Source organism: Parapedobacter sp. 2B3 (assembly GCF_041925275.1).
Classification (GTDB): domain Bacteria; phylum Bacteroidota; class Bacteroidia; order Sphingobacteriales; family Sphingobacteriaceae; genus Parapedobacter; species Parapedobacter pyrenivorans_A.
This window is the reverse complement of the sequence record NZ_JBHEUZ010000004.1, coordinates 105,933-121,426: the sequence shown is the minus strand read 5'-3', so window position 1 is coordinate 121,426 and position 15,494 is coordinate 105,933. Positions and strand designations below refer to the sequence as shown.

Annotated in this window: 14 protein-coding genes; 5 read left to right on the top strand and 9 right to left on the bottom strand. The window is 55.7% G+C overall.

Features of this window, described 5'->3' with window-relative positions:
- Nucleotides 1–16: 16 nt before the first annotated feature.
- The 3 genes from ACEVG1_RS06375 to ACEVG1_RS06365 are packed head-to-tail and all read right to left on the bottom strand — an operon-like array spanning nucleotide 17 to nucleotide 5,420.
- Nucleotides 17–3,160 (bottom strand): error-prone DNA polymerase, encoded by a 3,144-nt coding sequence (locus ACEVG1_RS06375; RefSeq protein WP_374742749.1) that lies wholly within the window; start codon nucleotides 3,158–3,160, stop codon nucleotides 17–19.
- Nucleotides 3,161–3,172: 12 nt separating this feature from the next.
- Nucleotides 3,173–4,675 (bottom strand): DNA polymerase Y family protein, encoded by a 1,503-nt coding sequence (locus ACEVG1_RS06370; RefSeq protein WP_374742748.1) that lies wholly within the window; start codon nucleotides 4,673–4,675, stop codon nucleotides 3,173–3,175.
- Nucleotide 4,676: 1 nt separating this feature from the next.
- Nucleotides 4,677–5,420, bottom strand: coding sequence for an ImuA family protein (locus ACEVG1_RS06365; protein ID WP_374742747.1), 744 nt, complete (start codon nucleotides 5,418–5,420; stop codon nucleotides 4,677–4,679).
- Between the two features lie 213 nt (nucleotides 5,421–5,633).
- Between ACEVG1_RS06365 and ACEVG1_RS06360 the strand changes: the two genes are divergently transcribed.
- Nucleotides 5,634–6,470 carry a DUF1080 domain-containing protein gene (locus ACEVG1_RS06360; RefSeq protein ID WP_374742746.1) on the top strand — a complete coding sequence of 279 codons (837 nt, stop codon included), beginning with the start codon at nucleotides 5,634–5,636 and terminating at the stop codon, nucleotides 6,468–6,470.
- A 78-nt stretch (nucleotides 6,471–6,548) separates the two neighbouring features.
- Here ACEVG1_RS06360 and rpsT read toward each other — a convergent pair whose 3' ends face one another.
- Nucleotides 6,549–6,803, bottom strand: a complete 255-nt coding sequence (gene rpsT / locus ACEVG1_RS06355) for a 30S ribosomal protein S20 (protein WP_374742745.1) — start codon at nucleotides 6,801–6,803, stop codon at nucleotides 6,549–6,551.
- 168 nt (nucleotides 6,804–6,971) lie between these two features.
- Between rpsT and ACEVG1_RS06350 the strand changes: the two genes are divergently transcribed.
- Both ACEVG1_RS06350 and sucD read left to right on the top strand, forming a co-directional pair.
- Entirely contained in the window at nucleotides 6,972–7,511 is a 540-nt protein-coding gene (locus tag ACEVG1_RS06350) for an RNA methyltransferase (protein WP_374742744.1), read from the top strand.
- A gap of 68 nt (nucleotides 7,512–7,579) precedes the next feature.
- Entirely contained in the window at nucleotides 7,580–8,458 is an 879-nt protein-coding gene (gene sucD / locus ACEVG1_RS06345; RefSeq protein ID WP_374742743.1) for a succinate--CoA ligase subunit alpha, read from the top strand.
- Nucleotides 8,459–8,539: 81 nt separating this feature from the next.
- Here sucD and ACEVG1_RS06340 read toward each other — a convergent pair whose 3' ends face one another.
- Genes ACEVG1_RS06340 through ACEVG1_RS06330 form a run of 3 tightly spaced genes read right to left on the bottom strand, consistent with a single transcriptional unit; the run spans nucleotide 8,540 to nucleotide 11,728 of the window.
- Complete coding sequence (locus tag ACEVG1_RS06340) at nucleotides 8,540–9,736, bottom strand: hypothetical protein (protein WP_374742742.1); 1,197 nt, start codon at nucleotides 9,734–9,736, stop codon at nucleotides 8,540–8,542.
- A 16-nt stretch (nucleotides 9,737–9,752) separates the two neighbouring features.
- Nucleotides 9,753–10,601 carry a type 1 glutamine amidotransferase gene (locus ACEVG1_RS06335; RefSeq protein WP_374742741.1) on the bottom strand — a complete coding sequence of 283 codons (849 nt, stop codon included), beginning with the start codon at nucleotides 10,599–10,601 and terminating at the stop codon, nucleotides 9,753–9,755.
- A 29-nt stretch (nucleotides 10,602–10,630) separates the two neighbouring features.
- A complete protein-coding gene (locus ACEVG1_RS06330; protein ID WP_374742740.1) occupies nucleotides 10,631–11,728 on the bottom strand; it encodes a carboxylate-amine ligase in 1,098 nt (365 codons plus the stop codon).
- An 87-nt stretch (nucleotides 11,729–11,815) separates the two neighbouring features.
- On the opposite strand from ACEVG1_RS06330, the gene ACEVG1_RS06325 reads away from it, so the two are divergent.
- Complete coding sequence (locus tag ACEVG1_RS06325) at nucleotides 11,816–12,478, top strand: metal-dependent transcriptional regulator (RefSeq protein WP_374742739.1); 663 nt, start codon at nucleotides 11,816–11,818, stop codon at nucleotides 12,476–12,478.
- A gap of 49 nt (nucleotides 12,479–12,527) precedes the next feature.
- Nucleotides 12,528–12,983: an SsrA-binding protein SmpB gene (gene smpB, locus ACEVG1_RS06320; protein WP_374742738.1), complete on the top strand. Its 456-nt coding sequence runs from the start codon at nucleotides 12,528–12,530 to the stop codon at nucleotides 12,981–12,983.
- A gap of 5 nt (nucleotides 12,984–12,988) precedes the next feature.
- Here the strand turns inward: smpB and ACEVG1_RS06315 are convergent, their stop codons facing one another.
- Together ACEVG1_RS06315 and ACEVG1_RS06310 are read right to left on the bottom strand one after the other, a co-directional pair.
- Nucleotides 12,989–14,797, bottom strand: coding sequence for a DNA mismatch repair protein MutS (locus ACEVG1_RS06315; protein ID WP_374742737.1), 1,809 nt, complete (start codon nucleotides 14,795–14,797; stop codon nucleotides 12,989–12,991).
- Between the two features lie 20 nt (nucleotides 14,798–14,817).
- Nucleotides 14,818–15,474 carry a protein-L-isoaspartate(D-aspartate) O-methyltransferase gene (locus ACEVG1_RS06310; protein WP_374742736.1) on the bottom strand — a complete coding sequence of 219 codons (657 nt, stop codon included), beginning with the start codon at nucleotides 15,472–15,474 and terminating at the stop codon, nucleotides 14,818–14,820.
- Nucleotides 15,475–15,494: the final 20 nt, after the last annotated feature.

Here is a 15,494-nt window from a genome sequence, read left to right as displayed (position 1 = left end):
GGAAAGACGAGAATGTTTATTGGAAGTTCCTCCCCTTGTGGAATACCCCGGCAGCATCCATCCCTTCGGGTGTGGCCAGGCCGCGCAGCCAGCCATTGAGGTTGGTGCAGTGATTCACGATCACATGGATGACCTCCCCCTCGATCTGCAGCTTGCCGGTGACCAGCAGCAGGCGGGCCTGCAGGATTTCGCGGCGGTACTTCTCGAACATGAGGCCCCACACCACGAGGTTGGCAAAGCCGGTTTCATCCTCAACGGTAACGAACAGCACCCCCTTGGCCGTACCGGGCCGCTGCCGCACGGTGATCATCCCGCATACCTTCACAAACATCCCATCTTTCATGGTGGGCAAGTTGCCTGTGGGCGTCACGCGTAGCAAATCGAGCTTTTCGCGCAGGAAACTTACGGGATGTGCCTTGACAGACAGCCCCGTGCTGGCGTAATCCTGCACCACGTGCTCACCCGGCGTCATCAGCGGCAACGCAATCTGCCCCTCTTTGGTGCATTCCGAGGGCTGCCCCGCAAACAGGACCACGGGCCTATCCTTCAACGCCGAAACCATCCACAGGGCCGGCCTGCGGTCAAACCCCATCGAACGGAACGCATCCGCGTCGGCCAGCCGCTCCATGGCGACCAGCGAAACGCCGGCATCGACCAATGCCGGGAGTGTGGTATACCCATTCCCACGGCCATTGACCAATCGCTCGCTGTCTTCCTCCGATAGTCCTTTCACCTGCCGGAAACCGAGGCGCAGGGCATGGTGTTCCACACCGGATTGGCCTTCCAGCGTGTGGTTCCACCAGGAGTGGTTTACATCTACGGGGCGCACCTCGATGCCGTGCTTGCGGGCGTCGATGATGATCTGTGCAGGTTGGTAAAAGCCCATGGGCTGGCTATTGAGCAGGGATGCCGCGAAGATATCCGGATAAAAGCATTTGAGCCACGAGGATATGTAGACCAACAGGGCAAAGGAAGCGGCGTGGCTTTCGGGGAAGCCATAGCTACCGAAACCTTCCAACTGCTTGAATACGCGGTTGGCGAACTCCTCCGTATATCCCTTCCTAACCATACCGGTAACCATCTTTTCATGGAAGGCAGAAACCTGCCCCTTGGCCTTGAAGGTGGCCATGCTACGCCGGAGTTCATCGGCTTCGGCAGCCGTAAATTCCGCGGCGACGATGGCGATTTCCATCGCCTGCTCCTGGAATAAAGGAACGCCTTCCGTTTTTTTCAGGATACCCTTGATTTCTTCCGAAGGATAGTCTACCGGTTCCTCTTTGTTGCGCCGCCGCAGGTAGGGATGCACCATGTCGCCCTGTATCGGGCCCGGCCGCACGATGGCCACCTCGATGACCAGGTCGTAAAACTTGCGGGGTTTCAGCCGTGGTAGCATGGACATCTGGGCGCGGCTTTCGATCTGGAACACGCCCAGCGTATCGGCACGGCAGATCATGTCGTACACTTCCGATTCCTCCTGGGGGACATTGGCCAGCGTGAGGTCACGGCCGTAATGTTGTTTGGCCAGGTCGAATGCCTTGCGGATGCAGGTGAGCATGCCGAGGCCCAGCACATCGACCTTCAGGAACCCGAGGGCTTCGAGGTCATCCTTGTTCCATTCGAGGTTTGTGCGGTCTTCCATCCGGGCATTGATGATGGGGCACAGCTCGTCCAGCCGGCCCTGCGTGATGACAAACCCGCCAGTATGCTGCCCCAGTTGGCGCGGGAAACCGCTGTATTGATCAATGAGTTGCAGCACCTTCCGCAGGTGCGGGTCGTGGGGATTGAACCCCTGCTCCGCCAGCAACTGCTCATCGATATAATTATCCCAATGGCTGCTGACCGTGCCGGCGAGCCGCCCCACGGCATCCAACGACAGCCCCATCGCTTTGCCCACATCACGCGCGGCACCCCGGGCATGCACATGCGTTACCGTAGCCACGATGGCCGCCCGGTCGCGGGTATACTTTTCGTAGATGTATTGGATGACCTCCTCCCGCCGCTCGTGCTCGAAATCCACGTCGATATCGGGCGGTTCGTCGCGGGCATCCGACATAAACCGGGCAAACAGCAACCGGGTTTCGACCGGATTGACCGATGTGATTTCCAGGCAATAGCATACCGTGGAGTTGGCGGCAGACCCCCGCCCCTGGCAGAGGATATCGCGCGAGCGCGCGAACCGCACATAGTCGTGTACCGTGAGGAAGTAGGAAGCATAGTTTTTCCGGGCGATGAAGGCCAGTTCCATGGCAATGGATTCCCGCACGTTATCCGGGATACCTGCCGGATAACGCGCTTCAGCACCTTTCCACGTCAGCCGGGTGAGCTCCTCCTGTGGCGTACGCCCCTCTGGCACCAGTTCTTCGGGGTATACGTATTCCAGCTCATTCAGCGAAAAACGGCAGGCATCGGCAATGGCTGCCGCATTCCGGATGGCTTCGGGGTACTGCCGGAACAGGCGCTCCATCTCGTCGGGGGGCTTTAGGCAGCGCTCTGCATTGGGATGCAGGCGATAGCCTGCGGTCTGGATGGTGCATTTCTCCCGGATGCAGGTCAGCACATCCTGCAATTCCCGCCGTTCCGGCACGTGGTAATGCACATCGTTGAGGGCCACCATGGGCATATCCAGCGCTGTGCACAATTGGTGGATACGGAACAGCTTCTTGGCATCGTCGCCCGTATAGGTGCGCACGGCACCGAGGCAGAAAGCGCCGCCCAGTGCCTCGCGGTATGTCGTAATATGCCGCACATAATCCGGTTCCAGTTCAAATGCAGGCGTGAGGTTATCGGGCGGCACAGCGATGAAGTACATGCCTTCGCTATATTCGAAAATATCGGCTTTGAACAAGCGGCATTGCCCTTTCTCAGCCCGGCGGTTGCCTTTGGTAAGCAGCCGGGAGAGCCGCCCGTAGGCTTCGCGGTTGGTCGGATAAGCCAGCAGGCTGGGGCCATCCATGAGGTCGAGCCGGCAGCCCGGGATGAGGTGTATACCGTGCTTCTTGGCTGCCACATGTGCCCGCACGATGCCCGCGAAGCTGTTGCGATCGGTAACGGCCACGGCGCGGTAACCCAATGCCGCAGCCCGCCCTACCAGTTCATCGGGGTGCGAAGCCCCGCGGAGGAAGCTGAAATTCGTTGTTACCTGCAATTCCACATAGGCCATACGTTTCCCTTTCTAAGCGAAAAATCCATGCAGAAACCATTGCCGGGAACTGTCATCGCCGTAGTGCCCGGCGCGGAAAATCCAGTAGCGCCTGCCTTTATCATCTTCAACACAGTAATAATCCCGGTGTTCGCCGGGGTCCAGCCACCATTCGCGCTCGATGCGCTCCGGCCCGTCGGCCCGCTTGATGGGATGCGCCACGCCCCTGTAACGGAACAGCATGGGCGGATAATCCGGTATCGGGGCCGTTACTTCGATGGATTCAGGTTGGGGCAATAGCCGCGTAGGCCGCGGCCTGTCACTTTTCCAGCCAGTGGACGGCAGCTCCGTGATGGAGGAAGCCTCGCGGAAGGTCCGTTCGGGCCAGTGATGCTCGTCGGGCAGGTAGCGGTAGACGGCCCGTATCCCCGCCCGGCCTTTCAGCCGATCGATGAGCTCGGGCAGTGCCGTGTCTTCCAGTCCCGTGGTGCTGCTCCACAGCGCTTCCTGCACCGGGTCGGCATCTTCCACGCTGGATGCTTCCAGCACAAACAGCTCAATACCCAGCGCGGGTTCGATCTGGGGCACTTTGAGCCCGAACAGCTTTACCAGGTGCGGCAGGCTGGCCGTGGCGCGGCTGGTGGTAATCCCCACCTGCACCACCTTTCCGTCCAGGCGGTGGCTGGCAAGACTCGCCGCCCGCAGGCCCCTGCCCTCGCCCGACATCCGCTTGCAGAGCGGTTCCAGCAACCGCTGTATCGCGATTTCGATCCCTGCTGCCGTGCGGATGGGTTCAAGGCAGGGTAGCCGCTCCACGTAGGGCGGTATGGGCCGGAGGGGCACCATAGGCTCATCTTCCTCGCCCAATGCCTGCCGCAGGCGCAGGGGGAGGCCGTCGCCGAAGCGCCTGCGCAGCACGGACGGTGGCATGTGCATGAAACTGCCGATCGTACGCAACCCCAGCTTATGCAGTTTCGCCGTCACTTCCGGCTCCAGCCGGAGCGCGGCAGGAGGCAGGGATCGAAGCACATCGGCCTCCCCACCGCTTTTAACAAGGGGTATCTCCCTACCAAAACGGGCCACTGCCCAGGCGGCGCCGATGGTGCCGGCAACGGCCACCCGCACGTGGAAACCCCGCGACCGCAACCGGGATACGATGTCTTTCAGGTACCTGCGTTCACCGCCCCATAGGTGGGCACAGCCGCTGATATCGAGGGTGAGGCCGTCCGGCGGCACCACGGCCACGACGGGTGTATAGCGGATGCACCACAGGCCAAGTACCTTTAGCAGCCCGGCTGCCAGCCCCGGCCGTGCATCGGCCACCTCCAGTACAGGTAGAAACGCCATGGCATCGGCTACCACCATGCCGGGGGTGACCCCCTGCGCTTCGGCTACCGCATTTGCCTCGGTGATGACCATACGGCCGTGTACCGGTGCCGCCAGCGCGAAGGGTACTGCGCGCAGGCCGGGCTTACGGATGGCATACCTGTCTGTGGTGAGGTAGCGGAACCAGATCGATGCGAAGCGCTTTCCCATATCAGCTGATTTTCTTCATCCGGTTGGATGCGGGGGTTATGTGCGTAGGTTTCGTAAGGGGCACGAAACCTCCTTCGGCCCACTCCAACTGCCAGCAACCGGGGTTACCGTTGCGCACTTTCAGCAACTCCACCTCCCACCGCGGGAAACCAATGCCTGGTAGGCCAGCGGGCGGCAGGCTGGGCAGCGGCGCGATGCGCCAGCGGGCCGCGCAGGCCGTAGCGCCGACGATACGGGGGCAGCTCCGCAGCATCAACCCGGTTACCCGGCTTTTCTCTACGGCCAGCTGCAATCGGCGCGACTGTGCAAAGTCCATCTCCTGCAATTCGGCCACCACGGCGGCCAGGCCATTGCATTTGAGGGCTTCCTCGGTGGCCCACAGCACATCCCGCTCACGGGCCACCTCCACGAAAACGACACGGTCTGCCGCTACGCCGAAGGCACCCAAGGAAGGCGGGAACAGCATCCTTGAGGTGCTGATCCAGAGACAAACCCCGCCACCGCCCATGAGCACCGCCAGCAACCCACCCATGAAACCACTGGTGGCCGCACTTTCTTCCCGGCTGCTGGAAATGAACTCGTGGACGCCGAAGGACGGGAAAGCGGCGTGGGGGAAAGCGTTCTCGATCGGACCAAGACCGATCTGCGTAGGCGCAGCATCGGATGGGATACACCCCTGCAAGCGCAGGATATCCTGCTTGAGCCGATCGATTAATTGACGTGTGTTTTCGCTTGCCGCTGCCATGTCCTACCCAATGGGGACACCAAAGTTAACACTAATATTTTTAGCAAACAAGTTCTATAGAATCCTTTGCTACTACGTCGGTAAAAGTTGTCTATCTTATAAATGACAACCCTTCAAAAAAGTGAGCGATGGGATTTGATGATGGTTTTTCTGATTTATTAGTATCTTCATCGCGTCTAACAAATTGTTTATTTTACATTTTTATCGAAGATTATGAAAAAAACACTGATAATCGCTATCGCCTTGGCAACGGCGGCAAGTGCCTGTAAAGAAGAAGAACCAGAATGGGTACAGCTTTTCAACGGGAAGGACCTCAACGACTGGACCGTGAAAATAGCCAAGCATGAAGTTGGCGAGAACTATGCCAATACGTTCCGGGTGGAAGACGGCCTGATGAAAGTGCGCTACGATGGCTATACCGATTTCGATTTCCAATACGGCCACATCCACTACAATACCCCCTATTCTGCCTACCTGCTCCGCGTGGAGTACCGTTTTACGGGTGAACAGGCGCCGGGTGGTGAAGGTTGGGCCTGGCGCAACAGCGGGGCCATGCTCCACGGGCAAGACCCCCAGACCATGCTGAAAGACCAAGATTTCCCCATCTCGATCGAAGGGCAGCTCCTCGGTGGCGACGGCACCAACGAACGGACCACGAGCAACCTGTGCACACCGGGCACCAACGTGGTGATGGAAAAGGATGGTGAGCTGTTTACCCCGCACTGTATCAACTCCACGTCTAAGACCTACCATGGCGACCAGTGGGTAACCGCCGAGTTCCTGGTGTTGGCCGACTCCGTGGTGCACCACATCATCGAAGGCGATACGGTGCTGACGTATTACAAACCACAGATAGGCGGCGGTAGCGTATCCAATTATGACCCCGCAGTAAAACAGGACGGGAAAGTGCTGAAAAGCGGATACATCTCCTTGCAGAGCGAGAGCCACCCGATTGACTTCCGTAAAGTGGAATTACTGGACTTGGAGCCTTACCTGCACGACCAGGCAAAATTACAGCAAGTGCTGGAAGCTGCACGGAAGAAGGAATGAAAGGCGGATTAAAGCACACGAAAAAAGCCGTCTCGTTTCAAACGAGGCGGCTTTCCCTTATTGTATCTGTAGTATTTATTATGACAGGCTGTTCACAAGTTTGGTCAGCTTCGATTTGTTATTGGAAGCTTTGTTCTTGTGGATAACGTTTTTCTTGGCCAAGCGATCCAGCATGGAAACTACGCGCGGCAACAATGCCTTTGCTTCGGTCGCATCCGTGGTGTTCCGCAATTTCTTGATTGCATTACGGGTCGTCTTTGCTTGGTAACGGTTTCTCAGACGCTTCGCAGCGTTGGAACGGATTCTTTTAAGTGATGATTTATGATTTGCCATTTATATGAGCTAAATTTTCCTATCAATTTTCAGTCCGCAAATTTACTATCTTCTTTTTAATATTCAAAACAAACTTAGAGAAAGTTTGGAAAGCAGACTTTCCTTATCTTTGCCCCATGCAAAAAATTCATGCATGAATGCTGTATGACCCAACAAAAGACAAATCGCATGCACGTAAAACTATCCATGGATGAGTTGAAACGCCCCTCTATCGAAACGTTCAAAAACCAGACGAAGCTTCCGGTTACGTTGGTACTCGATAATGTGCGCAGCATGCATAACGTCGGTTCGGCGTTCCGCACGGCGGATGCATTTGCTCTGGAGCAGATCGTATTATGCGGCATCACCGGCACCCCGCCCCACCGCGAAATCGAAAAAACCGCGCTCGGTGCTACCCAGTCCGTGGCATGGCAACACATCACTGACACCGCACGGGCCATCCAGCAACTCCAGGATGAAGGATACCGTATCGTGGCCGTTGAACAAGCCGGGGGCAGCTGCGCGCTCCACCAATTCGCACCCTCCTCTACCGAAAAATATGCATTGGTATTCGGCAACGAGGTACATGGCGTGTCAGATGAGGTGATGGCCATGGTGGATAGCTGCGTCGAAATTCCCCAATCGGGCACCAAGCATTCCCTCAACATCGCGGTATCCGTTGGTATTGTGCTGTGGGAGTTTTATGCCAAGCTCCAGCTCAACACCTAAAACGACAGTTTTCCCAGCTTGCATATCCACGCAATTTTAGCTAAGTTTGCGGTGCAAAAAACAGAACAATGAGTGTATTAGTAAATAAGGATTCGAAAGTAATCGTACAGGGTTTCACGGGCAACGAAGGCACGTACCACGCTTCTCAGATGATTGAATACGGCACGAATGTGGTCGGTGGTGTTACGCCGGGTAAGGGCGGCCAAACGCACCTCGAACGCCCGGTGTTTAACACGGTTGCAGACGCCGTCGAAAAAACCGGTGCCAATGTATCGATTATTTTCGTGCCGCCGGCATTTGCTGCCGATGCCATTATGGAAGCTGCGGCTGCAGGTATCGGCGTCATCGTCTGTATTACGGAGGGTATCCCCACCAAAGATATGATCCAGGTAAAATCGTACCTGAGCGATAAAAACTCAAGACTTATTGGCCCGAACTGCCCCGGTATCATCACCGCTGATGAAGCGAAGATTGGCATCATGCCCGGCTTCATCTTCAAGAAAGGTTCAGTAGGTGTGGTATCCAAGTCGGGTACGCTTACCTACGAGGCGGTAGACCAAACTGTCAAAGCCGGGTTGGGCATTACAACGGCCATCGGTATCGGTGGCGACCCCATCATCGGCACCACCACCAAAGAAGCGGTGGAATTGCTGATGAACGATCCGGAAACGGCAGGCATCATTGTGATCGGCGAAATCGGCGGTGGCATGGAAGCCGAAGCTGCACGTTGGATCAAAGAAAACGGTACCAAACCGGTAGTTGGGTTCATCGCGGGCCAAACAGCGCCTCCGGGACGCCGTATGGGCCATGCCGGTGCCATCGTGGGGGGTGCGGATGATACCGCTGCCGCCAAAATGGCAATCATGCGCGAATGTGGTATCCGCGTGGTTGAATCGCCAGCCGAAATCGGCAAGGCCATGGCCGAAGAACTTGGCGTGAATGCCTAAGAAGGGACGAGATATTCCGAAATACAAGCCGGCGCCGGAAGAGGAAACTCCCGGCGCTTCTTTTTGATCGCTATCCCTATCTTAGCCCTGCTCAAAAAAACCGATCCCCGCTCCCACCCAATCCACATCCGTGTTATAGCGGACACCGATCAGGTTGCTTTTGCTCAGACGGGCCAGGTTATTGACCAATACCGGGCGCGCGGCCCCCGGCTCCCAACAGTAAATCATCCGCAATTCACAGATGGCCTTGCCGGTCGGTGTATCAACCACCGGTGCATAGCTAACCTTACGCTGCAAAACCCACTGAGTAGGGTCGTCGATAGCGGCGATATCGGCCTCCCGCACATCTACGATTACACCCTGCCCGGCAAACGAATATAGTGGTTTCAATACATAATTTCCAAGATCGCGGGGAATCACAGGCACCTCATGGAGAAAGCGGGTTTCAGGCACGTAGGGCGATGATAGGCCCGGCAGCGTATATTTACTGATGCGATAAAACCAATTGGGGTGTGGAATCCATTCCACCTCCGCCGGCCCGGTGATGTCGGCAAACCGGGGCAACTGTCCCTTCTGCGACTGCAAGTCTTCCGCAATCAACCGATTGTAGATGCGCTTTACGGGTGTCTGCTGTCCGTCGCGGAAATAATAGTAGGCCTTTCCCTCCCGAAAGAGCTCCGAAATACAGACGGGCCGTATGCCGGTCGCACCTTCCGTAAGATAAAAATCGAGCTTGGTTTTTTGGGCGTGGGGATTTACCTCCAATAGAATGACATGTTCGGGTGCATGGCCACCCAAGAGCATCCGCCCCAGCAAACGTTTGTAGCTTTCATCATCGTAGCCATTGAAATAGTTGTCAAAGCCAACCGGGATGTCGTAGCATTGCCGGTATGCACGCGCTAGCGCTGCCTGGAAAAAGAGCACGGTAGGAAATCCCTGCAATTCGATGAGTTGCGGCAGCGGGTGCCCGGCGTCATCAAGACAGACGGCAAAATCCAAACAAAACACCTCGCTGTGATTTTCCTGGCCCGGCACGCGCAAATGGGGCGGGATGGCACGATCGGTAAGCCGGGAGAAACCGGGAGCAATCAGTTCATCCACGATCCCTTCGCATGCCGCTACCAGCCTTTCGGTAAGCGCGCGGGGCACGAACACGGGGGTTTCTGCCACACGGAAACCACGTGCTCCCGGATGCGGGCTATCCAATAAAGCCAACAGTCGCTGATAGTTCGCTGCTGAAAAGCGGGTATTAAACGCCCTGCGGATGGATGGGACCATGGTGGATATCGATTACTTAGACCACCGCATCGCGGAGCTCGATGCGTGCATGCAGGGCGGCATCCAAAAATGCCGGCAGCACCGCGCGCTGGGTAAGCGCAATCTTCTTGGGATCTGCCAAACATTGCAACATATCGTTATACTTAGCCTCGCCGTGCTGCTCCATCACCGCCCGCCGCTGCCGTGCCTCCAACAGGTGCGCGCACATCCGCTCCGCATCGGCCTCGGGATGGAATTGCGTACCGATCATTTCTGGTGAAAACCGGACAGCCATCACCGCGCGTTCGAGCGGCACATGCGGTCGTTCCTTTTCAATGGCCAACACGGCCATGCCGTCCCTATGCAGGCGGCCCGTATCGGCCATTACCACTTGCCATTCGCGGCTGTCAATAGCGTAGAACGGATCCGGCAGCCCCGTAAATATATCCTCAGACTTACCTATGAGTGTTTTGTGAACAGGAAATACGCCAAAAGCGGTAGACTTGCGCCTACATAAGGTGCCCACCCCGAAATGCTTGCATGCCAATTGGAAGGCGTGGCAGATAAAAAAAGCGAATTTCCGTTCGGCAGTGGATATGACGTTGCTATTATGGGCCATCAGGTCGCCAATCAGCTTGAAATACCGGGCTTCACCTGCGGTATCATCCAGAGGCGAACCGGGCCCGCCGCTAGAAATGTACGCATCGTACGATAAATCGGGCACTTCATGCCGCTGGCGCACATCGAAAACGTCGACATCGAGCCGCAGCCCTTTTTCCATAGCATAGCGCTGCACAATAGCATGTATATTGGCCATCCCCTGGTTGGGGTATCCGTTGTTGAAGTCCAGCAGCGCTATCCGCATATCGCATCCGGGTCGGTTCATGCGGCAAAGGTAATAAAAGGAATAAAAACCTAGGCAAGGAACTGGTCGCAAACGAAATCAACCACTGCCACCAAGTTCCTGGTATCTTCATACACGGCCAACTGGCGGTCGGCCCCGGTACCGTTTTCCAATATACGGGGCACGAAAGCGATGGCTTCACGGCTTCCGAGGGCATCGACCACGTCGTCAACGAAATCGAGCAGTTCGTAAATCAATATCCGCGTGTTGACCTCCATCTCCTTACCGAAATCGATCAATTGCCCGTCAAGCCCGTAGCGCGATGCCCGCCATTTGTTTTCATTGACCAACGATCGCTTGTAGATCATGTAGCTCATGTTTTGCGAACGCAACTTGTGCAACTTCACGCAGACCGCTTGGAAAAGGGCGGCCAGGGCGGTGGTTTCCTGTATGGTAAGCGACACATCGCAGATACGGAATTCGATGGTGTTGTAAAACGGATGCACGCGCAGGTCCCACCATACTTTCTTCGCGTTGTCTATGCAGTTGGTTTTGATGAGCAGGTTGATGTAGCTATCGTACTCCTCGATGGATTCGAAGTAATCGGGGATACCCGTGCGCGGGAATTTGTCGAACACCTTTGTGCGGAATGACTTGAAACCGGTATTGCGCCCCTCCCAAAAGGGAGAATTGGTGGAGAGCGCAAAAATATGGGGCAGGAAATACCGCGCGGAGTTGGCGATATGTACCGCCATCTGCCGGCTCTCCATGCCCACATGCACATGCAACCCGAAGATGAGGTTGGACCGCGCAGCGTCCTGCATCTCGTTGATGATCTCGAAATAGTGTGGATTGTCGGTAATCAATTGCCGCTCCCATTCCGAAAACGGATGGGTACCCGAAGCACCTACAATCAGGTCAAGCTCGCCGGCAATATCGGCCACCGTGGTACGCAGCAGCCGTACCTCCTCACGTGCCTCATCGATATGGTTGCAAATAGACGTACCTACCTCAACAACCGCTTGGTGCATTTCGGCTTTCACCCGGTCTTTAAGGATTTTCTGAGAGAGCTCAACGATTTTTTGGTCGTGCGATTTGAGCTCACGGCTTATAGGGTCCATCACCATGTATTCTTCCTCAATGCCGATGGTAAAGCGATGGGTATCCATGATGTGCTAATTTTTCTGTAAGATATTGCATTTTTTTGGGGAAAGCCAAAAATATTTTTTCTTAACAATTTCCCTACCTTTGCCGCTATGCTATCGGATACCGAGGAAAATTACTTGAAGGCGCTGCTCCGCATCACCGCCGAGCACGATGGTGCGGGCGAAGCGGGAACCAACCAACTGGCCGGCAAACTGAACGTGCGCCCGGCTACGGCTACCGATATGTTGAAGAAGCTACGGGAAAAACAGTTGGTCAATTACGAGAAGTATGGCAAAATAACCCTCACCGACACCGGCCGGAACCTGGCCGTGGCCATCATCCGGCGGCACCGGCTATGGGAAACGTTCTTGTTTGACAAGCTGGGGTTCAGTTGGGACGAGGTGCACGATATCGCCGAGCAATTGGAACACATCAAATCCGAAAAATTGGTGGAGCGGCTCGACCGGTTCCTAGGGTTCCCCCAATTCGACCCGCATGGCGACGCCATCCCCAATGCCGATGGCGATTACATCCATGAAGCGCGGCTCACGCTCGCCGAAACGGCCGTAGGCAACCGATATACCATCATCGCCGTCAAAGACAACAGTCCGTCGTTTCTCCAATACGTAAGCCAAATCGGGATGGGCATCCATAGCGAAGTGGCCATGCTGCACCGGTACGATTTTGACCACTCGATCGCCTTGGAAATCGAAGGCACGAAAATCAACATCTCGGATAAGGTGGCACAGAACATTTATTGCAAACCGGTGTAACGGTCTTGGCCGCCAGCACGATACGAACGACTTAAGACGAACGACTAACATGGCCCTCTCTTCAGATATCCATATCAAAAATAAAAAGGCATACTTCGAGTACCACGTACTCGACACCTACATTGCTGGCATCCGACTCCTTGGTACGGAAATCAAATCCATACGGGAGGGCAAAGCCAATATCAACGATGCCTTCTGCTCGTTTTTTGAAAACGACCTGTATATACGCAATATGCACATCGCCGAGTACTCACACGGTTCATTTTACAACCATGAGGCCAAGCGCGACCGACAGCTGCTGCTCACCAAAAAAGAACTCAAAAAACTAAAAACGAAGGCCGACGAGCGTGGCTTCACCATCGTTCCGCTGCGCATGTTTATCAGCAAACGGGGTTTTGCCAAAGTGGAAATTGCACTGGCGCAGGGCAAGAAGGATTTCGACAAGCGGGATGCTATCAAGGAGCGCGACTCGAAGCGGGAGCTGGCACGGGTGATGAAACGCTGATGCCGCTATTCTACCACATCGATGCCGATATTCTTCAACAGCAACGACGCATTGAAAATCGTGCATTCGCCCGGTTTGAGCTTGTAGTCAAAAAGCATCTCCCCCTCCTGTACCTGGATATCGAAATGGAAGTTGGCCAGCCTGCCCGGGTACTCCTCCGCCAGCTTCGCTAGCTGGAGGTCGTGCGTGGCCACCATCCCTACCCCACCATCGGCTATCAGCCGCTTAATGATCGCCTTCGACCCCAGGTATTTGTCTTTGGAGTTGGTACCGCGCAGCATCTCATCGATGAGAAAAAAGGTATCCGGCTGCGTGCGCACGGCCTTCAGCACATCTTCGATCCGGTTGAGCTCTGCCTTAAAAGTAGAGGTGCTTTCGTTGAGCGAGTCTGCAATGCGCATATAGCTCACCACATGGAAAACCGACAGCCGCATGCCGGTGCCGCATATCGGCGCACCGCAAAAAGCCAATACCGCATTGGTGCCGATGACACGAAGGAACGTGCTTTTCCCGGCCATGTTAGACCCCGTGATGAGTGCCACCCGATGGCCATCCATCGTGTAGTCATTGGGCACGGCCGTTTTCGGCGCAATGAGGGGGTGCGACAAGTCGGTAGCGGTTACAAAAGGTTGCGTTGATGCTACCACCTCCGGGAATGCCCAGTGCGGATGGTTACGGCGGAGGGTTGCCAGGCTCACCAGCGCTTCGAACGCGGCTACCACATCCAACGCTGCCAACACCTGGCTGCCATAGCGCCCACGCCAATCGAGCACCGCAAAAACCTGCCTGAAGTCCCACAGGGCCACCATGTTGAGCACACCCCCCACCAGCATATTCAACCGGTAATCCAGCCGGTCAATCAGCGTGGCCAATTCTCCGAAAATCGCCGAAACCGGTTTTTCGCCGTCCCGTTCTTGCAGGGACGCGATCAATGCCTGCGCCCGGCCGCTTTCCCAACGGCGGGTTTCAATCCGCTCAAATGATTTCGCGAAAGCGCCTAAAATCCGTCCGGCCCGGTCTACCTGACCGGCGATGCGACCTACTTTACCGCCATAAGCCATCGCTGCCAGCAAGTGGGCCAACGCCAAGAAGATAGCCAATGCCGTAGCCGGTGGCCAGAAAATAGCTAGCCCGACAACGGATATCATCAGCCAAGGAACGATTTCGACGTAGCGTCTTAGGAACTTACTTTCCAACGTATGCCCCCCTTGCAGAAAGCCGGCAAACTGTTGCTTAAAATCACTGTGCTGGGCAAGGTTGAAAAACAGGTCCGTTTGGAAATGCTGGCACCATGCCGTATCCGCCGCCAGCTCATCGACCACCGCCTGCCGCCCTACAACGGTATCCGCATCTGCTGGCGCAGACAGCCACTTGGCCAGCAGGTGATTGCCCGGAGGCGTGGCACACCTATTTATCAAGGCAAATACAGACGACGGGCCGAAGATATCCAGGTCGCCGCTATATGGGTGCTTGCGGTCCATATAGACCGAGCCATCGGGGTACCTATTGGGTTTGCCATCGGCCATTGCAAGCTCGTTTTGGTTTACCGCAAGGAAATCCTCCCACGAGGCCTTCTGCACTTCCAACTTACTTTGCCGCCACACCAGCGCCACGAAACACAACACGATAAGGAGGAAAAGGCCAACAACCAGCCATACGTTTTCGGTCTGTACCGCAGCGAATAGCGCTGCGCCACCACCTACAATGGTCCCCAGTCGCAGCAACGAATTGCTATTTATCAACCTACGCAAACGTGCGATGCGCGCATCGCACATTTCCACATTTTTGCGGTAGGCACCCACTATGTCTTCCATTCCACGTAATTTAATCGACTTCACCACGCACTATCTCCTACCAGCGGTACAAACCGGAACGTATCCAGCTCTATCCGCTCGTACTCCTGTTCACCCACCCGAAGGATGGTCATCATTTTTTGCTCTTTCTCACTGCCCACCGGAATAACCAGCACCCCCCCAATGCGAAGCTGTTTCAGCATCACATCGGGTACAAACGGTGCCCCCGCCGTGACCAATATCTTATCATAGGGGGCGTGCTTGGGAACACCCTTCGACCCATCGCCCAAAAAGAAGTGCGGTTTGTAACCCATATAGGGCAATACTTGTATGGTACGGTTATAGAGGTTTTGCTGCCGCTCGATCGTATAGACCTCAGCCCCAAGCTCCAACAGGATACAGGTCTGGTACCCGGAGCCCGTACCGATCTCCAATACACGGTCACCACGTTCGATATGCAGCAGTTCGGTTTGGTAGGCCACGGTATAAGGCTGTGAGATGGTCTGACCATCGCCAATCGGGAAAGCAATATCGCGGTAGGCTTGGTTCCAAAAGGTTTCGTCGAAAAAATAATGCCGGGGCACTTTGCCAATAGCCGCCAGCACCCGCTTGTCTTCAATTCCTCGCCGCTTGAGCTGCTCCACCAACTGCTTGCGTGCACCGCGCTCACGGTAATTGTCAATAAACTTATATGCCATGATGGTCCCAAAAATACACA